This is a genomic window from Pelomonas dachongensis (assembly GCF_043555865.1).
Lineage (GTDB): Bacteria > Pseudomonadota > Gammaproteobacteria > Burkholderiales > Burkholderiaceae_C > Pelomonas > Pelomonas dachongensis.
Map to the genome: position 1 here is coordinate 796,437 of NZ_JBIGHY010000002.1, position 20,115 is coordinate 816,551.

The window sequence follows — 20,115 nt, forward strand, 5'->3', positions numbered from 1 at the left end:
TCCACGCATGTCATCCTCCGCTGACGACGCATCCCAGCCCCCCCCCCAGATCCACCCGCTGGCCGACGTGCAAAGCCCCCGTATCGGGCCGCGCACGCGCGTCTGGCAGTTCTGCGTGATCCTGCCTGGCGCCCGCATCGGCGCCGACTGCAACGTCAACGCGCAGGTGCTGGTGGAGAACGACGTGGTGGTGGGCGACCGCGTGACGCTGAAGTCCGGCGTGCAGCTGTGGGATGGCCTGCGGGTCGAAGACGATGTCTTCATCGGCCCCAACGCCACGTTCACGAACGACCGCCTGCCGCGCTCGCGGCAGCGACCGGAGTCGTTTCAACAGACGGTCATCGAACGTGGCGCGTCCATCGGCGCGAACGCGACAATCCTGGGCGGCGTTCGCATCGGCGCGGGCGCGCTGATCGGCGCGGGCAGCGTGGTCACGAAAGATGTGCCGGCAGGCGAGTTGTGGGTGGGCAACCCGGCGCGGTCGCGCGGACCGGTGCCTGCCAAAACCTAGACGGCCGCCCTCACCGCACGCACGACACGCTCCACCTGCGCATCGCTCATCCCCGGCCACAGCGGCAGGCTCAGCACGCGCTGGTGCATGGCCTCGCTGATCGGGAAATCACCGTCGCTGTAGCCCAGCTCCGCATAGGCTGGCTGCCGGTGCGGCGGCACCGGGTAGTGGATCAGCGTGCCAATGCCCTGCTTCGCCAGCTCGGCTTGCAGCCGGTCGCGGTCATCGTGTTGCACGACGAACAGGTGCCAGGCAGAGTCCAGTCCCTCCGGCACCACGGGCAGTTGCAGCGGCGCACCGCTCAGTCCATCCAGCAGCATCGCCGCCAGGCGGCGGCGTTCCTCGGTCTGCGCCTGCAGCAGCGGCAGCTTGGCCGCCAGCACGGCGGCCTGGATCTCGTCCAGCCGCGAGTTCCGGCCCTTGACCTCGTTGTGGTACTTGACCTTGGAGCCGTAGTTGCGCAGCACGCGCACCTGGGCCATCAGCGCGGCGTCGTCGCCCGTCACGCCGCCACCGTCGCCCATCGCGCCCAGGTTCTTGCCGGGGTAGAAGCTCCAGGCTGACAGGTCGGCGAGGCTGCCCACCGGGCGGCCGCAGTAAACGGCAGCATGCGCCTGGGCGCAGTCGTCCAGCACCTTCAGGCCGCGCTTCGCGGCCACGGCGTTGATCGCGTCCATGTCGGCCGGCAGGCCGTACAGGTGCACCGGCAGCAACACCTTCGTGCGCGGCGTGACGGCAGCCTCGATGCGCGCAGGGTCGAGGTTGTAGGTGCGCGGGTCCGGCTCGACGGGCACTGGCGTCGCGCCGCACTGGCTCACAGCCAGCCAGGTCGCGATGTAGGTGTTGGACGGCACGATGACCTCGTCGCCCTCTCCCACGCCCAGCGCTTCCAGCGCCAGCGCCAGCGCGTCCAGCCCGTTGGCGACGCCGGCGCAATCGGCCGCACCGACGCTGGCTGCGTAGGCTCGCTCGAAAGCCTTCAGTTCCTCGCCCAGCAGGAACCAGCCGCTGCCGGCCACGCGCAGCAGCGCGGCGTCGATGCCGGCCTGCGCCGCACGGTAGACCGGCTGCAGGTCCAGGAACGGGATGCGCGCGTCAGCCACGGCGGTGCTCGGTGACAGCGGCGAGGTAGTCGTCATAGCTGCGGATGTAGTCGGCGGGGTCGTAGGGGTCGGACGCCAGCACCAGCAGCACCGCGTCGGCGCTGAAGCGGTACTGGATGCCCCACACCATCGGCGGGATGTGCAGGCCCAGCAGCGGGCTGTCCAGCAGCACCTCGTCGCGCAGCTGGCCGTCGTCCAGCACCACACTGAGGCTGCCCTTCACGCAGACGAGGAACTGGTGGCAGGCCTTGTGCGCATGCTCGCCGCGCACCTCGCGGCTGGGTACGTCGTAGACGAGGAAGAAGCGCTCGGGCGTGAACGGCAGCTGCGCGTCGATCTGGCCCACCGTCAGCGAGCCGCGCATGTCGATGACCTTGGGCAACTTGACCAGCGCTGCTCCGGGCACCTGCAGCGCCAAGTCGTCGGCGTTCACGCGCCGGGCCGGCTCGGCAGGGCGGATGCCGGTGTCCACGTAGCCGATCACATGCGCCGGGTTGCCTGCCACGATGGCGTTGGGTGGCACGTCGCGCGTGACGACGGCGCCGTCCTGCACCATGGCGCCGGCACCGATGGTCACGCCCGGGCGGATGGTGGCGTTGGCGCCGATGCTGGCGCCCTGACGCACCCAGGTGCGGACCGGCGCCTCGGGCCGCTGCTTGCTGCGCGGGAAGGGGTCGTTGGAGAAGGTGACGTTGGGGCCGATGAACACGTCATCGTCCACCTGCACGCCATCCCACAATTGCACGCCGCACTTGACCGTGACGCGGTCGCCCAGCAGCACCTGGTTCTCGATGAAGACGTGGTCGCAGATGTTGGCGTCGCGGCCGATCCGCGCCCCGGGCAGGATGTGCGCGAAAGCCCAGACGCGGCTGCCCGCACCGATGTGCGGGCTTTCCACCAGGGCGTGGCTGTGGATGAAGACTTCCGGGCGGGATGCGGCGACAGTGAGACTCATGGGCTCGCGTGCAGAAAGGCGGCGACGAGTCATCCTATAGCCTCAGGAAGTGCCTCATCGCTTCGAATGGCGAGTCCGCGCCGCCCTGTTCCGCCGGACGCGGCCTTCGCATCACGATGGTTCTCAGCGCAGGTACTGCAGCAGCGAGGGCGAATCGGCCAGGCGCTGAGCCACGCGGGCGTGCTGGCGTCGCTGGAAGTCCCATTGCAGCACGGGGTCACGCCACCAGGCGTCCAGTTCGTCGATGCATTCACCCAACGGTAGCGAGGGCACGACCTCTCTATCCATCAATGCCTTCTCCTCCCAGACAAGGGAACGCAGCTGGCAATGCAGCATCGGCACGGCATGCATCAGGGGCTCGATGGCCGCGCTGGTAGGGATGTCGTAGCCCAGGCAGGCATCGCAGCCTTGCACGAAGGCCACCAGAGGCTGGGCCACGCCGCGCCGCAAGCTCTCCGGCGTCACGCCCAACGACTCCTGCAGCAGCAGGGGGAAACCTTCCGTGGGCTTGTAGCGCAGCAGCACTTCCACGCCGCGGCGCCGTCCCCATGCCAGCAGCTGGCGCAACCCGTCGAGATAGGCGTGGATGTCTGCCGTGCTGAGTCCGTTGTGGGACAGGCCGCTCAGCAGCACGCCCAGTGTGCCCAGGGGCTGCGCCGGGGCAGACTCTGGTACCGGCTGGTGGCGTTCGCCGAAGCGAAGCAGCGCGCCGGGCACGCGGCAGTCGTCGGTGTCCCGGCAGTCCGCGCCCTGCACCGGATGGTGCAGGCATTGCATCTGCCCCCCCAGCTTCGGCAGGGGAATGTTCTGGAACTTGGCATGCGGCAGCATCAGCACCTGCAGGCGGTGCCGGCGGGAGAGGCTCAACAGCCCGCCATGCAAGCCGGAATCGTGGTTGGACAGCAGCAGTTGCTCGGGCAACGCAAGCCCCTGCTGCTCGATGTCATGGAACAGCGTGAACTGCAGCAGCAGCGCGTCAACCAGCGCCTGCACCTGCAGCTGAAGGAAGCCCTCGTTGCGCAGCTCGCCTTCGAGCAGCTGCCGGGCCACGGGTCGAACGCTCGCCGCCAGGGCCTCGCACTGCTGCTGATGGACAGGCCCCAGCGCCGCGCGCACCTCGGTGAGGGTTCGCAGAGGCAGGCGCTCGATGCCGCTCAACTCGACGTCGTAGAACTGCGCGGGCACCTGCAGGCACTCCCCGGGGGCAGCAAGAATCTGGGCGGCCAGATAGTCCTTGTCGTAGAAGCAGGTGGGTAGGTGCGCCCACCGCCGCGCGCCCGCACGCTGCCCGAGCGGACGCCAGTCCGGCAGCTCCGGCTCGGGCAGCGGGCCAGCATCATAGAGATAGCTGCGATGCGGCACGCCGCCTCCCTGCAATGCAGCCGCCATGGCCATGCATGCCGCCGCAGAGGGCTGACCGTAGCGGTAGGGTGCAGCGGCACCGAGCAGGTGAACCACCGCGCCAGCCGGCGCGTCCTCCACCAGGCAGCGGCCGATGGCCGCATAACCCCGCAGGTTGAGCAGGGCGTAGAACGTGTTGAAGTAGCCCCAATGGCAACCTGCGGCCTCCGGCAGCAGCTCGGCCAGTGCTGCATCGAGGCGCGATTGGTATACCGCCATGTCCGAGCGCGCACGGCGGAACACCTCGCTCATGAAAGAGGGGCCTACGCCGCGGGCCAGCCGCACGCCGCCCAGTCCCAGGGCACGAGCCTGGTCGAAGAGCTGGGGGTCGAAAAGCAATACCTCGGCGCCCTCCAGTTGCGAAAGCAGGGTCGCGGCGGCTGGCAAGTCGAGACGGTGGGTAACGCTGATCAGCGGCTTCATGCCCGCCCTCCGGTCCGCTTGTCGTCTCGCTTATCGGTACGCGAAGCCAGCAGAGCCCGGACGCAGTCCTGCGCAGAGCTGTCCAGGGTCAAACCGGATTGGTCCACGAGGGACTGCAGCAGCCGAAGATGGCCGGGCTCATCGACATCGAAGCGCAGCTCAGGAAAAGCCAGCGCCGCGGGGGCGCGGGGGCAGGCCTTGCGGCAGTTGCAAGCCCAAGGGCCGTCCTCGTCCCACAGGGCGAGGGTCACGTGCTCGCGATGGCGGGGCTCGGTGCAGTCGGCGGCAAGCCTGTGCAGCAGCGCGGCCGGCAGGATCTCGGCACCGAAACCATCGGCATAGCCGCTGCCCAGACGGTCCAGGTGATTGCAGGCGTAGTCGCAGTCGCTGGCGGCATAGAAGTCCACCAGCGCGTCAACCACGGCGCCGTCGATGAAGGGGTTGTCCGCGCACACGCGCACCACGGTGTCCGCCTCGAATCGCCGCGCCGCGCGGCTGAAGCGGTCCAGCACGTCAGACTCGCTGCCGGTATAGGTGGCCATGCCCATCGACCGCGCCAGCTCCACCAGGGCGGCGTCACGCGGCAACTCCGTCGTGGCCAGAACCAGGGTATCGATGCGCTGCGCCCGCCTCAGGCGCTCAAGCACCCAGGCCAGCAGTGGCCTGCCGGCCAACGGCGCCATCATCTTCCCGGGGAAGCGTGTGGACCCCATTCGCGCCTGCACCAGGGCCACCACGCGGCCTGGCCGTGCGGATGACGGGACACACATCAGCTCAGGCGCCCTGCCCCAGATCGGCCCACTGAAGCACGTGGTCGGACTCCAGTGCGCGCAGCACCGGCCGGCCCAGCACGGCGTCCCAGTGCAGCGGGCTGACACCCGTGCCGGGGCGCTTGTAGGTCAGGTGGGCTTCGGTGAGCACCTCGCCGGCGCCGACGTCACGGGTCAGCACGATGGAGCGACGGGCATTGGCGCGCGCCGGGCCTTCCGTAGGCGTGGGCTGCTTGTGGTCGCTCTCGCCCAGCAGGTCGTGAACGGTGTCCAAGGCCGTCATGAAGCGGCGCAAGTCGTGGACGTCCATCGCGTGGTAGTGGTCGTTGCCCGGCAGCGTCTTGTCGTGGGTGAAGTGTTTCTCCAACACGACGGCTCCCAGCAGGTGGGCACTCATCAGCGGGTACATCGCCTCGTCAGGCAACGTATGGTCGGAATAGCCGATCAGCAGCTCGGGATACGCCCTCTGCAGGCCGTTGATCATGCGCAGGTGGGCCTGTGCGTTGGGCGTCGGATAGTTCAGCACGCAGTGCAGCAGGACCAGCTCGCGGCAACCGGCGGCGCGCAGGGTCTGCACGGCCGTGTCGATCTCGCTGAGCGTGGATGCACCCGTGGACAGCACTACCGGCTTGCCCTTGGCGGCGATTCTCCGCAGGAAGGGAACGTTGGTGAGATCCGCCGACGCAATCTTGTGGAACGGCATCAGGTCGTCGAGAAACTCGACGGCGGCGTCGTCGAAGGCTGTCGAGAGGAAGTCGATGCCGACCTGCTCGCAGTGCTGGGCCAGAATACGGTACTCGTTCGGACCGAAGCGGTCGTACTTCTTGAAGAGCTCGAACTGGCTGCGCGTCGGCTCCTTGCTGGTGTCCCAGTAGGACGGCGAGTGCTTCGACGCCAGCGTCTCGGCCTTGTAGCTCTGGAACTTGGCTGCGTCTGCGCCCCCCTGCTTGGCCAGTTCGATCAGCCGCTTGGCCTGGTCGAGGGAGCCCTCATGGTTGACGCCGATCTCGGCGATCACGTAAGGGCGGCTGTCGGGGGTGAGGCGGCGCTGGCCGAGGGTCACCGAGGCGGTCATTGCATGCTCCTGCGTGCGGAGGAAGTCGAGGATCCGTCGGCGCCGTGCTTGCTGATGAGGCGCTGCCGGTGCAACTCCATGGCGTCGAGGTCGTTGGTGATGTTGTTGCCGTGTCGGCGGTAGCGGTACAGCGGCAGCTCCAGCCGGGCGATGTGGTGCTTCTGCTCGAAGCGGATGCGCAGCTCGCGTTCCTCGTGGCGGTGGAAGCTCTCGTCATAGAGCCCAGTCGCCAGGAGCTGCGCCTTCCGGAACATGATGCCGCAGGCGATCGGCTGCTCCATGCAGTTCATGCGCTCCAGCACCTCCTCATGGTCGTCCACCAGGAGATAGTCGCAGGCAACGGCGTCGTGCGCCGGGTTCTGGTCGAGAAAGAAATGCAGGATGTTCAGGAAGTTGGCGTTGACGTAGTCGTCAGAGTCCACCCGCACGATGAAGTCACCGCGTGCGGCGCGGATGCCGCGGTTCAGCGAGGCCGGCAAGCCCTGATTGCGCTCGTTGCGCAACGGGACGACAGCGTCATGGAACAGTTCCAGGGCGTACGGCGTGCGGTCGGTGCTGCCATCGTCGATAACGATGATCTCGTACTGGTGGCTGTGCAGGGTCTGGTGTAGCAGCGAACGCAGGCAGCGGCCGATGTAGCGCTCCTGGTTGAAAACCGGCACGATGACCGATACCAACGGCTTGGCGTTCATACCCTCGCCTCCTGCGGTTGCAGCGCCTCTAGGAGCGCTTGGCGAGCCAGTGAGGGGGCGTCCTCGCGCAGCTTCACGCCTACCGGCAGGGATACCGCACGCGACAGCAGCGCGGCCGACTGCGGGAAGGCCTCCGAAAGATTGCCGCCATGAGCGCTGGCCAACTCCGGCATGTGCGTCCAGGTGCCAGCGAAGTGCCAGGTGAAGGCCTCCGGCAGTATCTTGGTGGCGAGTCCGCGGGCCAGCAGGGCCTCACGACACCGGCGCGCAGCGGCATTGTCCTGAACGAAGAAGACGAGTGCATCCGCCGTCTCGTAGCTGCCTTCAGGCACCTCGCGCGGGGTGATGCCCGGCAGGTCGCAAATGGCGTTCCAGAGCTTGTCGCGGTTGCAGCGCTGGGCGGTCACGATGTCCGGCAGCTTGCGCAGCTGCGCCAGCCCTACGGCGCCTTGCAGCTCCATCATGCGAAAGTTGAAGCCGCTGCTCGCGCGGGTGTCCTCCCAGCGTGGCACGGCCGGGTTGTTCTCATGCCCGTGGTCATGCCAAGCCGCACCGCGAGCCCAATCCTCCTGCTGCTGGAAGAGCACGAGCCCCCCCTCCCCGGTCGTCATGGTCTTGGCGAAGTCGAAGCTGAAAGTGCCCAGACGCCCCCAGCTGCCAAGCGCGCGCCCATGGAGCGAACCACCGCAGCCCCAGGCCGCATCCTCGATCAGCGCAATGTCATGCTCGTCGCAAATCGCCTTGATCTCGGGCAGGCGAGACGGCGTGCCGAGCATGTGGACGACGATGACAGCCTTGGTGCGCGGCGTGATGCGGCGCTTCAGGTCCTCAGGGTCCAGGTTCAGCGTGGCGTCGATCTCGGCGCACACCGGGGTGGCACGGGATTCGATGATGGCCTCGACCGTGGCTACGAAGGTGAAGCTCTGCGTGATCACCTCGTCGCCAGCACCGACGCCCAGCGCCGCCAGGCCGACGCGCAGCGCGGCTGTACCAGACGAGACGGCAAGCGCATGCGGCGAGCCCATGGTGCTGGCGAAGGTCTGCTCGAACTCGCGAACCTTGTAGCAGTCACCCCTCAGCGCATCGAAGCCGTGACGGAACAGGATGGCACCGCGGCCGAAGATGTCCTGGATCTCGGCCAGTTCCTCTGGGCCCATCACTTCATAGCCTGGCATGCTGTCTCCCGAACTCGTGTTGTCTATGTGCGTGTGCGTTGCGTCGGTCGCTTGCTTACATCAGGCGGAACAGATCCGCCACCTTTTCCGGGGTTAGCCGTGACTTGAAGTTCTCACCCAGCGCGTTCGTCAGCGGTTTGGCATGCACGATTGAAGCGCTGTAGAGCGCCTCGAAGCTGGATGCATCCAGGCCCGCGCAGACGCCTTGGGGGATCTTCACGCCCTGCGCGTCCACCATGCCCCAGAACTCGTCGTAAGCCTGCGGGTAAAACTCGCCCATGGCGCGCATCACGATGCAGTTGGCCACGCAATGATGCAGACCCAACACGACGGACAATCCCGCCGACAACGGATGGACAAGGCCCACGTAGCTCGTCGCAATGGCGCAGCCACCTAGGAAGGAAGCCACCATCAGCCGCTCGCGGTTCTCGGAGGTCATCATGTCCCCCACGCCAAACACCTGGCGGCACAGGTTGATGGTCTCGCGCGAATAGGCATCGCCTATGGCGTTGCGATAGCTGCCTGCCAACGATTCGATGCAATGGATGTAGGCATCCATGCCCGTGTAGAAGTACTGGTTGCGCGGCACCGTTGCCGTGAGCTGCGGGTCCATGATCACATGGTCGAACACCGTGAAGTCGCTGTTCATGCCCAGCTTCAGCCCCGATGCCGCGTTGGTCATCACGCAGGTGCGCGTCGCTTCTGCGCCGGTGCCCGAGATCGTCGGGATTCCGACCTTGAAGACGCCTGGCTGCTTGAGCAGATCCCATCCTTGGTAGTCTGCGGCGCGCCCGCCGTTGCCCAGCAGGTTGGACACTGCCTTGGCTGTATCCATCGTGATGCCGCCTCCCATCCCGACGACAGCGGACGGCAGGCCCTTACCCTGCGCATGCAGCGAGGCCACCACGCCATCGATGCCACCTGTCTTTGGCTCGTGCGCCGTCTCGACGAACTGCAGCACGTCCCCGTCCTGGACGCCAAGCTGGGCGGACAGTTCGCTATGGTCCTGGAAATACTCGTCCACCAGAAACACGACACTCTTGTCCTGTCCGAGTGCCAGAGCCTGCGCACGACGGCCATCGAGTAAACCCCGCAATTCCGCAAGCGAGCCCGCGCCAATGTTGTAGCGGCCGACGTTCTTCACGAGCTTGACGCCTGTGTCCAGGATGTTTGCCATAGTGGGGGTTCCGAAGGGGGAATCGATTCGAGAGTTGTCAGCCCGCGCGGTGCTGCCGCATCACCTCAGCGCCGACATCACGCCCGGCCCCATGGACCACAGCATGGCCAGCGACTGTTGCGCCTCGAACAGCGTGCTGAGCTGGGCGACACGCAAAGAATAGTAGTCGGACTCCGCGCCCATCACGTCGAACAGCGAGCGCCGGCCCATCTGCTGCCACTGCACCAGCGTCGCGGCGCGCAGGCGCTCGCTGTTGCGAAGGATCTCGACGATGCGGCGCGAGCGGTCCAGCGCGGCCTCGGCCGAGCTGTAGAGGTCGCTCATCTGGTAAACCTTGGCGTTCAGCGTGTCGCGCACCTGCGCCTCGGCGGCCTCTGCACGTTTGCTCGCGGCATGCTCGGCGGCCTGCTGGCCGGGTTGCAGGATGGGCACGGTCAGGCTGACGCCCGCGTTCCATTCGCCGACACGGCTGCCCTTGTTGGTGGCAGTGGCGATGCCCGCGCCGCCCAGGCTGACCTGCGGCCTGCCCTGGGCCGCGACGCTCTCGGCGTAGCGGCGCTGGGCACGTGAATTGGCCTGCTGCGACAACACATCGGGGGACTGCGCCGCGGCACGCCTGAGCCCTTCCATGTCGGGCAGCTGGTTCAGCACGGCGGCGTAGCTGGCGCTGGGCGGCAGGTCGTCGCCGACCAGGCGCTTCAGGCGGAACTCGGTGGAGCGCAGCGCGCTGATGGTCTGCTCCATGGACAGCTCGGCCGTCATCTGACTCTTCTGCGCCTGAATCAGCTCGCTGGCGCGGCCCTTGTCGATCTTGACCACGCCTTCCAGCGCCTCCACGAGGCAGGCCATGCGGCGCATGTACTGGCGGTAGATCTGCGCCTGCAGCAGCAGGCGGCCACGGTCCAGCGAGTAGTTCACGACCTGGACGGAGATCTGCTGCTCGGCGTTGAACAGGCCTTGCCGCGAGGCCTCAGCCAGCTGGGCGCGCCAGGCGCTGTTGGCTGCCGTGCGGCCGGCGTCCCACAGCGGCATGTTGAAGCCCAGCGTCAGCTGCGACTGCAGTTGCTGCTGGCGCAGGCCGCTGACCTGCTGGCCCGCCGCCGCACCGGTGACGGTGGCGCTGACACTGGGCTTGTTGGCCTCGGTGGCCTGCACCCAGTCGTCACGCGCGGCCTGCGCCAGCAGCGTGGCGGCACCAATTTGCTCGCTGCGGCGCAGCGCCGTGTCCACCAGCGCCACCAACTGTCCGCGCGGGTCGCTGGAGGCGATGGACAGGTCCACACCCTTGGCCTTGTCGGCGATGACCGGACCGTCGTCCTCGCCGCAACGCAGCTGCGCCCACGCAGGCGCGGCAATGCTGCAGGCCAGGGCCAATGGCAGGAGGCGGTGAAGGGCACGCATGGTCGGAGCGACGGCAGGAGACAGCACGGGCTCCACTAGACCATGGGCCCCTGCCAGTGAAACGCAAGAGAAAGGCGGGTCAAGCCCGCCTATTCCGCATGCGCACGGCGGCGCGTGACAAGGTGCTCAGCGTTCCTTCAACGCCTCTTGCGACTTCAGCAGCGGCCGCAGCAGAAAGCTCAGCACCGTACGATCGCCGGTCTTGATCTCGACGGTGGCACTCATGCCTGGAATGACCGGCAGCGGCTCGCCATTGCGCGTCAGGTTGTTCTCATCGGCGCGTACCAGCGCGCGGTAGTAGCGCGCGTCGCCAGCAGCCGTGAGCTTCTCGTTGTCGCCCAGCGTGTCCGCGCTGATCACCTCGATCGCGCCTTTCAGCCCGCCGTTGACGTTGTAGTCGTAGCCGGCGATTTTCATGATGGCGCGCTGACCGACCTGGATGAAACCCACCTCGCTGGGCGGCACGCGCGCCTCGATCAGCACGGTGGGGCCCAGCGGCACGATCTCCATGATGGGCGAGCCGCTGGAGACCACCCCGCCCAGCGTCGTGATGCGGATGTTCTTGACGATGCCATGCACCGGCGAACGCAGCACCGTGCGCTTCATCGCGTCCTGGCGCACCACCTGCTGTTCGTCCAGCGCCGCGAGCTCGTTCTCCAGACGCGTCAGCTCCTGGCTGGCCTCCTGGCGGAAGCGGCTGACGCGCTCCTGGCGCTGCTGCCGCAGGTCGTTGATCTGGCGGTTCACGCGCATCACCTCGACCTCGGACATCAAGCCCTTGGCCGACAAGTCCTGCGCCACCTTCAGCTCGCGCGCCAGCAGGCCGACGCTGCGGTCCAGGCTGGACACCGCCTCGTCCAGCAGGCGCTGCCGGGCCTCATAGGCCTGCTTCTCCAGCGCCACGGCCTCGGACTTGGCCGGCACGTCGGCCGGCAGCTCGAACTTGGCGCCGTAGGCCTCCGCCCGCAGCCGCGCCACGGCCACCCGCATCGCGGTGCGGCGCAGAGCGCCCTCGTTCTCCTGCGCCTCCACGCGCGTGGGGTCCAGCCGCGCCAGCTCCTGGCCCGCCTGCACCTCCTCGCCCTCGCGCACCTTCAACTCGGCCAGCAGGCCGCTGTCCAGGCTGGCAATGACTTGCTCGCGCGCTTCCGGCACCACGCGGCCCTGCACACGGCTGATCTGGTCGACCCGGGCGACGCTGGCCCACACGATGGCCGCGAACAGCGCCGCCGCCAGCAGGTACAGCGCCCACATCGAACGCGGCAGTGGTTCGTCGGCCAGCGCGTTGGCGAGCGCGCTCGTGAACATGCCTTCTTGTTTGCCGCCCGCCATTTCGCTGACTCAGCCTTTAAACGGAGGCCTGGCGTTGCACCGGCTGGGTGCTCGGATGCATGTGCACGGGCGTGCCCTGCGGCTCGGCGGCCGGGCGCACGCCCGACAGCGCGGCCAGCACCTTGTCGCGCGGGCCGTCCAGCACGACCTTGCCGTTGTCCATGACGACGACGCGCGTCACCAGCTCCAGCACGGCCGGCCGGTGCGTCACCGCCACCAGCGTGACGCCTTCGGAGGCCTGCTTCAGCTGGCGCAGGAAGCTCATCTCGGACTGCGCGTCCATCGAGCTGGTCGGCTCGTCCATCAGCAAAATCTTGGGTTTGTTGACCAGCGCGCGCGCCAGCGCCACCAGCTGCCGCTGTCCTCCGGACAGCATCGCACCCATCTCGCCCACCTGCAGGTCCCAGCCCTGGGGGTGCGATGCCACCAGGCGGTCCAGCCCGGTCAGCCGGGCCACGTCCACCAGACGCGCCGCGTCGACGTCGCCGCGGCCCATCAGCACGTTGTCGCGCAGCGTGCCGTGGAACAGCCGCGGCTCCTGCGACACGAAGCCCACATGGGCGCGGTACTCGGCCGGGTCCACCTGACGCAGGTCGATGCCCTCCACCTCCACCAGGCCCTCGGTCGGCTGGTACAGGCCGCCCAGCAGCCGCAGCACGGTCGATTTGCCGCTGCCGATGCGCCCCAGGATGGCAATGCGCTCGCCTGCCTCGATGCGCAGCGACACGCCGTTCAGCACCTTGGGCGCCGCCTGGTCCGGCACCGGCGGCGGGTAGCTGAAGCCGACGTCGTTCAGGCCCACGCGGCCGGTCACCTGGTTCAGCGGCACATACTGCTGGCCTGGCTGACGCTCGGTGGGCTTGCTCATCAGCACGTCCAGGCTCTGCAGCGCGGCGCGCGCGCCCTGGTAGCGCGTGACCAGGCCCACCAGCGCGCCCAGCGGTGCCAGCGCCCGCGAGGAAAACATGATGGAGCCGATCAGCGCACCTTGCGTGACGCTGCCCTCGCGGATCAGGTAGACGCCCACCAGCAGCATGACCAGCGTGTTGACCTGGTACATGGACTGGGTCAGATGGTTGATCAACCCATGCATGCTGCGCATGCGGTGGCCGGACTCCGCCGCGACGGCGTTGCTGATCTCGTAGCGGTGCTGGAACTGCGGGGCGGCGCCCGAGGTCTTCACGTCCTCCAGGCCCTCCAACGCTTCGACCAGGTTGCCCTGCAGCTCGGCGTGCTCGGCCATGCCGGTGCGCACGGAGCGCCGCACCAGTTGCTGCAGCACGATGATGCCGATCAGCATGATGGGCACGGTCAGCGCCACCACCCAGCCCAGCGGGCCGCCGACGACGAACACCATCCCGACAAAGACGAAGATGAACGGCACATCGCTGATGACCGACATGGAGGCCGACGCGAAGAAGTCGCGCACCGTCTCCACCTGGCCCATGTAGTGCGCACAGGAGCCGGCCGACGCGGGCCGGTGCTCCATGCGGATGGACAGAATGTGCTTGAACAGCCGCGAGCCGATGATGAGGTCGGCCTTGCGGCCGGCCATGTCGATCAGGTCGGCGCGCAGGTGCTTGGCGAACAGGTCGAAGGCCACGCACAGCGCGCCGCCGATGACCAGCGTCCACAGCGTCGCCATCGCATCCTGGTGCGGGATGACCTTGTCGTAAATGACCGCCGTGACCATGCCGGTTCCCAGCATCAGCACGTTGCTGAGCAGCGCCGCCAGCAGCGCGCCGCGGTAGTAGGGCATGAAGCGCTTCAGCGTGCCCCACAGCCAATGGTCGGTCTGATCCAGCTCGATCAAGTGGTGGTGGGCGCGCGCCTGCGCGCGCGGCGCCTCCGCCAGGCTGGTCAGCAGGCAGAAGCCGCTGTACTCGCCCTCCAGCTCCGCCAGCGTGGCCTCCACGGCCTTGGCGTCGGCACCGGGAAAGATCACCTCGAAGCGGTCGCTGCCTTCGGCCAGCGGACGCACCAGCACGCAGGCGTCGCCGCCCTTCAGCAGCAGCACGGCCGGCAGCATCAGCCCGTTGATCTGGGCCAGCGGGCGGCGCTGCATGGCCGCGTCGTAGCCGGCCTCGCGCATCAGCCGCACGGCCTGGTCGGGCGCCAGCGCACCGTCGGCCGCGCCGTCGGCCCGCAGCGACGCGGCCGAACGCGGCCGGCCGTGGTACTGAGTCAGCCAGACCAGCGCATGCAGCAGCGGATCGCCCAGGTCGGCGGCGGCACCGGGCACGCTGTCGGCCTCGGGCCGCTTCGGCGGCGCCGGCGGCGCCTCGGCCAAGTGCAGGCCGCGACGCCCCGCGCCGCCACCCGGCGGGTCGAAGAAGTCGTCACGGCGTGATTGCGTCACCTGGGCAGCTCCGGTTCAGTGTTCAGCGGCGCGCCAGTGCGAGCTGTTCAAACTGCGCTTCCATGTCGCGCACCAGCGCGGGCATGTCGAACAGCGGCGAGCTGCGGCCGTGCTCGCCCAGGTAGCGCTTGTACGACTGGGCACGCGCCGGATGCGTGCCGATTTGGATTGCCATGCGCTCGTAGTCGGCCAGCGACGTGACGGCCAACTCGGGCAGTCCGACAGCATGCAGCAAACTGCCGGCCATGCGCGAGATGTAGCTGCGCCCGCTCAAAGACAGGATGGGCGTGCCCATCCACAGGCAGTCGTTGGCAGTGGTGCCGGCGTTGAACGGAAAGGTGTCCAGCACCAGGTCCGCCAGCTGGAAGCGGGCCAGGTAGTCCGGCGGCGCGGCACGCGGCGCGAAGTACAGCCGGTCGGCCGACACGCCCATGCGCTCGGCATTGGCCAGCATGTTCTCGCGCGCCTTGTCGTTGTCCGCCAGCAGCCACAGCACCGAGCCGGGAACCGCTGCCAGGATGCGCATCCACGCGTCGAACATCTGCTGCGTGTATTTGTGGTTGTTGTTGAACGAGCAGAAGACGAAGCCTTCTTCCGGCAGGCCGACCTGGGCCCGCGTAGGCGTGGCACCGACGGGCCGCCTGCGGTCGCTGGACTGGTAGCAGTGCTGCAGGTAGATCGGGCGCTCGGTGCAGTACGGCAGGTACTCGGGCGGCATGACGTACCTGTCGGCAATGATCCAGTCCACGCCCGGCAACGCCGATGTGGCCGGCAGGCCCAGGTAGCTGACCTGCACCGGCGCGGGCCGGTGCGCCAAGATGTCGGGGCGGGCGCCGCTGGTCAGGCCTTGCAGGTCGACCAGCACGTCGATACCGGCGGCAGCGATCAGCTGCGCGGCCTGCTCGTCGGTGCGGCCCTGCAGCGGGATGACATGGTCCATCGCCGTGCGGATGCGGGCCTGCTGCGCGGTTCCGTCGTCGCCGCTCCAGCAGAACGCGAACACCTCGAAGCGCGAGCGGTCGTGCAGCTCGAAGATCTCGGGCGTCAGGAACCCCACCGCGTGCATGCGCAGGTCGCCGGACAGGTAGCCGATGCGCACCCTGCCCTCGCGCTTGACGCGGGCGTGCAGCGGTGCAGCCTTGATCTTGGCGACCTTCTCCGCAACGAAGCGCTGCGCCACCATCAGCTGCAGCGCCGGGTCGTCGCTGTAGCTCAGCATGGCCAGCAGCGAGGTGTTGGACAGCAGCTGGTTGGGCGTGACCTCGCCCACCGGGTCGTAGATGGGCCAGGCGCACTGCTTCTGGCGGATGTGCACGTAGTGCTGCAGCACGTCGGGCTGTTCGGGCTTGATCGCCAGCGATCGGCGCATCAGCGCCTCGGCCTCGGGGAAGCGGCGCTCCTGCTCCAGCAGGCGCGCCATGTTCTTCAGTGCATGCAGCCGCATCTCCTGCGGTTCGGTGCCCAACACTTCGGCGGTGGTGTCGCTGTCCGCCACCTCCCGCCAGGTCTGCAGCGCGTCATCCTTGCGCCCCTGGTGCTCCAGCTGGTGGCCCAGGTTGACGCGGGCCTGCAGGAAATCGGGCTTCAGCGCCAGCGCGTCACGGTAGACGCGCTCGGCATCCGCGTGGCGGCTCAACGCGGCCCACACGGTACCCAGGTTGTACAGCGCCACCAGCCGCATCGGGCCTTCGCTGTGATCCAGCCAGACCTGGTACAGCTGCGCGGCCAACTCGCCGTGACCGTCGGCCTGCAACTGGTTGGCGCGCGACATCACCTCCGGCAGCGCAAGGCTGCGCGCCTGGCAAGCCGCCATCCACTGCTCCCATTCGGGTTGCAGGGCTTGCGGGACGCTCAGTGTCTGCATGCTCGGACTGGCGATGTCCATGGTGTGTGGCGTTGGGTTCCGGTCGAGACCCGCCACCACCCAGGGAAAACGAGGTGGCAGCGACTGACACGGATTCTGCGCCGCCGCACCCGTTTCGATCCATGCAATTGGGCCGTCGCCTGCGCACTATTCGCCGCTGGCGGCCCCCATGAGACCTCGGATCAGCCGCCCAGGTAGTCGCCTTTGCCCAGCGGCACGCCAGCGTGGCGCAGCAGCGCATAGGTCGTCGTGGCGTGGAAATAGAAGTTGGGCAACGCGAAATGCTGCAGGTAGGTCAGGCCGTCGAACTTCAGCGGATCGCCCGTGCGGCGCGGGATGCTGATCTCGCAGGCCTCGCTGCCGGCGAAGGCGGCCTCCGGCACGGACAGCACGAACTCGCGGGTTTTGCGGATGCGCTCGACCAGGTCGTCCAGCGAGGCCTCGTTGTCCTCGTACTTGGGGATCTCCTGGCCGGCCAGCCGCGCCACGCAGCCCTTGGCGGCGTCGCTGGCGATCTGGATCTGCTTCGTGAACGGCAGCATGTCGGGCGCCAGGCGCAGCGTCAGGTAGACGTCGGTCGAGAACTTCTTCGCCTCGGCATGGGACTTGGCGGCCTCCAGCCAGTTCAGCATGTTGCCCAGCATCTTGGCGAACGGCGCCACGCTGGCACCGTGCATGGAAATCTGCGTCATCGGATCACTCCTGTCATCGGGAAACCGATGGTAGCCATCGAGCACAGAGGGCCGTGCGGGCCACGGCACAATGCCCCGCAAAACCTGTAGCCCATGAACGTCATCATCCTCGACGACTACCAGGATGCGGTACGCAAGCTGCGCTGCGCCGCCAAGCTGGAACCGCTGAATGCCAAGGTCTTCACGAACACCGTCAAGGGCATCGGCCAGCTGTCGGTGCGGCTGCGCGATGCCGAGGTGCTGGTGCTGATCCGCGAGCGCACGGCCTTCCCCCGCCAGCTGCTGGAAAAGCTGCCCAAGCTGAAGCTGATCTCCCAAACGGGGCGCGTGGGCAGCCACATCGACGTCGAGGCCTGTACCCGGCTGGGCATTGCCGTGGCCGAGGGCGGCGGCAACCCGGTGGCGCCCGCCGAGCTGACCTGGGCGCTGATCATGGCCTCCATGCGCCGGCTGCCGCAGTACATCGGCAACCTCAAACATGGCGCCTGGCAGCAGGCCGGGCTGAAGGCCGCGTCCATGCCGGCCAACTTCGGCTTGGGGCTGGTGCTGCGCGGCAAGACGCTGGGCATTTGGGGTTACGGCAAGATCGGCCAGCTCGTGGCCGGCTACGGCCGGGCGTTCGGCATGGATGTCATCGTCTGGGGCAGCGAGCCTTCGCGGCTGCGCGCCGAGGCCGACGGCCACCGCGCCGCGGGCAGCCGCGAGGCCTTCTTCGCCGAGGCCGACGTGCTGACCGTGCACCTGCGCCTGTGCGACGCCACACGCGGCATCGTCACCACCGAGGACCTCAGCCGCATGAAGCCCACGGCGCTGTTCGTCAACACGTCGCGCGCCGAGTTGGTTACCGAGGGCGCGCTGGTCTCGGCGCTGAACCGCGGACGCCCCGGCATGGCGGCCATCGACGTGTTCGAGAGCGAGCCCATCCTGCAGGGCCACCCGCTGCTGCGGCTGGAAAATGCGGTCTGCACGCCGCACATCGGCTACGTGGAGCAGGACAGCTACGAGCTGTATTTCGACGCCGCCTTCGACAACGTGCTGAACTTCATCAAGTCCGAGCCGACGAACATCGTCAACCCCGAGGCCTTGAAGGTTCTCCGGTGAGCCGCCCGGCGTCGCCGGGCGCGCTGTTCTTCGCCTTCACGCGCCTGGCACTGCAGGGCTTCGGCGGCGTGCTGGCCGTGGCGCAGCGCGAGCTGGTGGAGCGTCTAGGCTGGATGAACCAGGAAGAGTTCGTCGAGACGCTGGCCATCGCCCAGGTGCTGCCGGGGCCCAACGTCGTGAACCTGTCGATGATGGTCGGCGACCGCTTCTTCGGCGTGCGTGGCGCCGTTGCGGCGCTGGGCGGCATGCTGGCGGCACCGGCGCTCGTCGTGCTGGTGCTGGCCGCGGCGTTCCAACATCTGGGCGGCCATCCGGTCGCCGTGGACGCGCTGCGCGGCATGGGCGCCGTGGCAGCCGGGCTCATCGTGGCCACGGGCATCAAGCTTCTACCGGCGCTGCACACCAGCCCGCTGGGGCGGCTGCAGGCCGTGGCGCTGGCGCTCACCGCGTTCGTGCTGATCGCGTGGCTGCGCTGGCCGCTGATCACCGTGCTGACCCTGCTGGGCGGTGGCGGCATCGCCCTGGCATGGTGGAAGCTGCGGCCATGACGGTCAGCCTGCCCGATCTGTTCCTGCACTTCCTGACGCTGTCGCTGCTGTCCATCGGCGGCGCCATCTCCACCGTGCCGGAGATGCACCGCTTCCTGGTCGAGCGCACGGGCTGGCTGTCGGAGGCGGGCTTCACCTCGTCGATCGCGCTGGCGCAGGCCGCACCGGGCCCCAACGTGCTGTTCGTGGCGGTGCTGGGCTTCAATGTGGCTGGACTGCCGGGCGCGGCGGCGGCCATGGCCGGCATCCTGTTGCCGTCCACGGTGCTGACGCTGGCCGCCACGCGCTGGATGCGGGCCAATCGCGGCCATGCCGGGCTGCGCGCGTTCTCGGCCGGCATGGCGCCGCTGACGCTGGGCCTCGTCTTCGCCACAGGCTGGCTGCTGGCCCTGCCCTTCGTGCGCGACGACGCCCACCGCTGGGGCGCGCTCGTGCTGATCGCCGCCACCGTGTGGCTGACGCTGAAGACGCGGTTGAGCCTGGTGTGGATGGTGCTGGGCGGCGGCGTGCTGGGGGCGATCGGTATCGTCTAAGCGCCGAGCGCGCCCTGACGGAACGCAGCGGGCGGCCGGCCTAGCAGTCGCACGAACGAACGCCGCATGCGCTCGGCGCTGCCGAAGCCGCAGTCCTGCGACACCCGCAGCACTGACGCTGCGCCACTGTCCAGCGCGGCGCGTGCCGCCTCCACCCGCAGCCGCTCGACGGCCTGTGCGGGCGTGGCGCCCGTCTCGGCACGAAAGCAGCGCGCAAAATGTCGCGGGCTCATGCAAGCCCGCGCCGCCAGCGCTTCTACGCCGTGATCGCGCTGCAGGTCGCGGCGCACGTCATCCAGCAGCGCACCGAAACGCCCCTCCGGGCGCTGCAGGTCCAGCAGCGGCGAGAACTGCGACTGCCCGCCTGGACGCCGCCGCTCCACCACCAACTGGCGCGCGGCGTCGCGGGCGATGTCCTCGCCATGGTCGTGGGCCAGCAGCGCCAGGCACAGGTCGATGCCGGCGGTCATGCCGGCGCTCGTCCACACTTCGGGGCGCTGCTCGGCCCGCACGGCGGGCTCGCGCACGTAGATGCGGTCGGGCTGCAGCCGCACGGCCGGGTAGTCGGTGGCGAACTGCCGGCCGCGCGACCAGTGCGTCGTCGCCGTGCGCTGGTCCAACAGCCCGGCCGCTGCCAGCAGCAGGCTGCCGCTGCAGATGCTGGCGATGCGCGCACCGGAACGGCCGGCACGCTGCAGCCAGCCCGTGAGGCGGGCATCGCCGCAGGCGGCGTCCACGCCGTCGCCGCCGATCACCATGACGAGGTCCAGATCGCTCAGGGCGCGCGGCAGCCCCCGCACCGGCCAGGCCACGCCGGCGGAGCTGCGAACGGCGGGAGGCTCTCTCGCCACGAGCCGCCAGTCGTAGCTGCCCGGCCGCGCCAGGCGGGCCAGCTCGAACACCGCCATCGGCCCGGCCAGGTCGAACTGCTGGAAGCCGGGAAATAGGACGAAGGCGATGCGGCAGGTCATGCCTTCATGATGGCAGAAAAGGTGGGAACTGC

The 20,115-nt window shown here is 68.4% G+C and carries 18 protein-coding genes; 4 read left to right on the top strand and 14 right to left on the bottom strand.

Annotated elements, in window-relative coordinates:
• Positions 1-7 precede the first annotated feature (7 nt).
• Entirely contained in the window at positions 8-511 is a 504-nt protein-coding gene (locus ACG02S_RS08220; RefSeq protein ID WP_394469950.1) for an acyltransferase, read from the top strand.
• Here the strand turns inward: ACG02S_RS08220 and ACG02S_RS08225 are convergent.
• From ACG02S_RS08225 to ACG02S_RS08285, 13 genes are all read right to left on the bottom strand, one after another.
• The gene (locus ACG02S_RS08225; RefSeq protein ID WP_394469951.1) at positions 508-1,650 is read right to left on the bottom strand and encodes a DegT/DnrJ/EryC1/StrS family aminotransferase; all 1,143 of its coding nucleotides are present in this window, start codon (positions 1,648-1,650) and stop codon (positions 508-510) included. The genes ACG02S_RS08220 and ACG02S_RS08225 overlap by 4 nt on opposite strands.
• Positions 1,607-2,569 (bottom strand): WxcM-like domain-containing protein, encoded by a 963-nt coding sequence (locus ACG02S_RS08230; protein WP_394469952.1) that lies wholly within the window; start codon positions 2,567-2,569, stop codon positions 1,607-1,609. Before ACG02S_RS08230 ends, ACG02S_RS08225 begins: the two co-directional genes overlap by 44 nt.
• 123 nt (positions 2,570-2,692) lie before the next feature.
• Complete coding sequence (locus ACG02S_RS08235; RefSeq protein WP_394469953.1) at positions 2,693-4,393, bottom strand: hypothetical protein; 1,701 nt, start codon at positions 4,391-4,393, stop codon at positions 2,693-2,695.
• Entirely contained in the window at positions 4,390-5,127 is a 738-nt protein-coding gene (locus ACG02S_RS08240; RefSeq protein WP_394469954.1) for a cytidylyltransferase domain-containing protein, read from the bottom strand. Before ACG02S_RS08240 ends, ACG02S_RS08235 begins: the two co-directional genes overlap by 4 nt.
• Positions 5,128-5,167: 40 nt before the next feature.
• Entirely contained in the window at positions 5,168-6,238 is a 1,071-nt protein-coding gene (locus tag ACG02S_RS08245; protein ID WP_394469955.1) for an N-acetylneuraminate synthase family protein, read from the bottom strand.
• Positions 6,235-6,930: a glycosyltransferase family A protein gene (locus tag ACG02S_RS08250; protein WP_394469956.1), complete on the bottom strand. Its 696-nt coding sequence runs from the start codon at positions 6,928-6,930 to the stop codon at positions 6,235-6,237. Before ACG02S_RS08250 ends, ACG02S_RS08245 begins: the two co-directional genes overlap by 4 nt.
• A complete protein-coding gene (locus ACG02S_RS08255; RefSeq protein ID WP_394469957.1) occupies positions 6,927-8,105 on the bottom strand; it encodes a DegT/DnrJ/EryC1/StrS family aminotransferase in 1,179 nt (392 codons plus the stop codon). The genes ACG02S_RS08250 and ACG02S_RS08255 overlap by 4 nt, the downstream gene beginning before the upstream one ends.
• A 55-nt stretch (positions 8,106-8,160) precedes the next feature.
• Complete coding sequence (locus ACG02S_RS08260; RefSeq protein ID WP_394469958.1) at positions 8,161-9,282, bottom strand: iron-containing alcohol dehydrogenase family protein; 1,122 nt, start codon at positions 9,280-9,282, stop codon at positions 8,161-8,163.
• Between the two features lie 60 nt (positions 9,283-9,342).
• Positions 9,343-10,683, bottom strand: a complete 1,341-nt coding sequence (locus ACG02S_RS08265) for a TolC family protein (protein ID WP_394469959.1) — start codon at positions 10,681-10,683, stop codon at positions 9,343-9,345.
• A gap of 126 nt (positions 10,684-10,809) precedes the next feature.
• Positions 10,810-11,991, bottom strand: a complete 1,182-nt coding sequence (locus ACG02S_RS08270) for an HlyD family type I secretion periplasmic adaptor subunit (RefSeq protein WP_394469960.1) — start codon at positions 11,989-11,991, stop codon at positions 10,810-10,812.
• A gap of 40 nt (positions 11,992-12,031) precedes the next feature.
• Complete coding sequence (locus ACG02S_RS08275; protein ID WP_394469961.1) at positions 12,032-14,374, bottom strand: type I secretion system permease/ATPase; 2,343 nt, start codon at positions 14,372-14,374, stop codon at positions 12,032-12,034.
• Positions 14,375-14,396: 22 nt separating this feature from the next.
• Positions 14,397-16,259 (bottom strand): O-linked N-acetylglucosamine transferase, SPINDLY family protein, encoded by a 1,863-nt coding sequence (locus ACG02S_RS08280; protein ID WP_394469962.1) that lies wholly within the window; start codon positions 16,257-16,259, stop codon positions 14,397-14,399.
• Positions 16,260-16,420: 161 nt separating this feature from the next.
• Positions 16,421-16,930, bottom strand: coding sequence for a DUF1993 domain-containing protein (locus ACG02S_RS08285; protein WP_394469963.1), 510 nt, complete (start codon positions 16,928-16,930; stop codon positions 16,421-16,423).
• 93 nt (positions 16,931-17,023) lie between these two features.
• Between ACG02S_RS08285 and ACG02S_RS08290 the strand changes: the two genes are divergently transcribed.
• Genes ACG02S_RS08290 through ACG02S_RS08300 form a run of 3 tightly spaced genes read left to right on the top strand, consistent with a single transcriptional unit; the run spans position 17,024 to position 19,112 of the window.
• Positions 17,024-18,031, top strand: a complete 1,008-nt coding sequence (locus ACG02S_RS08290; RefSeq protein ID WP_394469964.1) for a D-2-hydroxyacid dehydrogenase family protein — start codon at positions 17,024-17,026, stop codon at positions 18,029-18,031.
• Complete coding sequence (locus ACG02S_RS08295; RefSeq protein WP_394469965.1) at positions 18,028-18,579, top strand: chromate transporter; 552 nt, start codon at positions 18,028-18,030, stop codon at positions 18,577-18,579. The genes ACG02S_RS08290 and ACG02S_RS08295 overlap by 4 nt, the downstream gene beginning before the upstream one ends.
• Positions 18,576-19,112: a chromate transporter gene (locus ACG02S_RS08300; RefSeq protein ID WP_394469966.1), complete on the top strand. Its 537-nt coding sequence runs from the start codon at positions 18,576-18,578 to the stop codon at positions 19,110-19,112. Before ACG02S_RS08295 ends, ACG02S_RS08300 begins: the two co-directional genes overlap by 4 nt.
• Here ACG02S_RS08300 and ACG02S_RS08305 read toward each other — a convergent pair.
• Positions 19,109-20,083 (bottom strand): GlxA family transcriptional regulator, encoded by a 975-nt coding sequence (locus ACG02S_RS08305; protein WP_394469967.1) that lies wholly within the window; start codon positions 20,081-20,083, stop codon positions 19,109-19,111. The two genes, ACG02S_RS08300 and ACG02S_RS08305, sit on opposite strands and share 4 nt — an antisense overlap.
• Between the last annotated feature and the right edge of the window lie 32 nt (positions 20,084-20,115).

Excerpts from the sequence above, each read along its gene's own strand:
- ACG02S_RS08280 (WP_394469962.1), bottom strand. The coding sequence starts at position 16,259 with ATGGACATCGCCAGTCCGAGCATGCAGACACTGAGCGTCCCGCAAGCC.
- ACG02S_RS08305 (WP_394469967.1), bottom strand. The coding sequence starts at position 20,083 with ATGACCTGCCGCATCGCCTTCGTCCTATTTCCCGGCTTCCAGCAGTTC.
- ACG02S_RS08260 (WP_394469958.1), bottom strand. The coding sequence starts at position 9,282 with ATGGCAAACATCCTGGACACAGGCGTCAAGCTCGTGAAGAACGTCGGC.
- ACG02S_RS08285 (WP_394469963.1), bottom strand. The coding sequence starts at position 16,930 with ATGACGCAGATTTCCATGCACGGTGCCAGCGTGGCGCCGTTCGCCAAG.
- ACG02S_RS08265 (WP_394469959.1), bottom strand. The coding sequence starts at position 10,683 with ATGCGTGCCCTTCACCGCCTCCTGCCATTGGCCCTGGCCTGCAGCATT.
- ACG02S_RS08250 (WP_394469956.1), bottom strand. The coding sequence starts at position 6,930 with ATGAACGCCAAGCCGTTGGTATCGGTCATCGTGCCGGTTTTCAACCAG.
- ACG02S_RS08270 (WP_394469960.1), bottom strand. The coding sequence starts at position 11,991 with ATGTTCACGAGCGCGCTCGCCAACGCGCTGGCCGACGAACCACTGCCG.
- ACG02S_RS08245 (WP_394469955.1), bottom strand. The coding sequence starts at position 6,238 with ATGACCGCCTCGGTGACCCTCGGCCAGCGCCGCCTCACCCCCGACAGC.
- ACG02S_RS08290 (WP_394469964.1), top strand. The coding sequence starts at position 17,024 with ATGAACGTCATCATCCTCGACGACTACCAGGATGCGGTACGCAAGCTG.
- ACG02S_RS08235 (WP_394469953.1), bottom strand. The coding sequence starts at position 4,393 with ATGAAGCCGCTGATCAGCGTTACCCACCGTCTCGACTTGCCAGCCGCC.
- ACG02S_RS08300 (WP_394469966.1), top strand. The coding sequence starts at position 18,576 with ATGACGGTCAGCCTGCCCGATCTGTTCCTGCACTTCCTGACGCTGTCG.
- ACG02S_RS08220 (WP_394469950.1), top strand. The coding sequence starts at position 8 with ATGTCATCCTCCGCTGACGACGCATCCCAGCCCCCCCCCCAGATCCAC.
- ACG02S_RS08225 (WP_394469951.1), bottom strand. The coding sequence starts at position 1,650 with ATGACGACTACCTCGCCGCTGTCACCGAGCACCGCCGTGGCTGACGCG.
- ACG02S_RS08255 (WP_394469957.1), bottom strand. The coding sequence starts at position 8,105 with ATGCCAGGCTATGAAGTGATGGGCCCAGAGGAACTGGCCGAGATCCAG.
- ACG02S_RS08230 (WP_394469952.1), bottom strand. The coding sequence starts at position 2,569 with ATGAGTCTCACTGTCGCCGCATCCCGCCCGGAAGTCTTCATCCACAGC.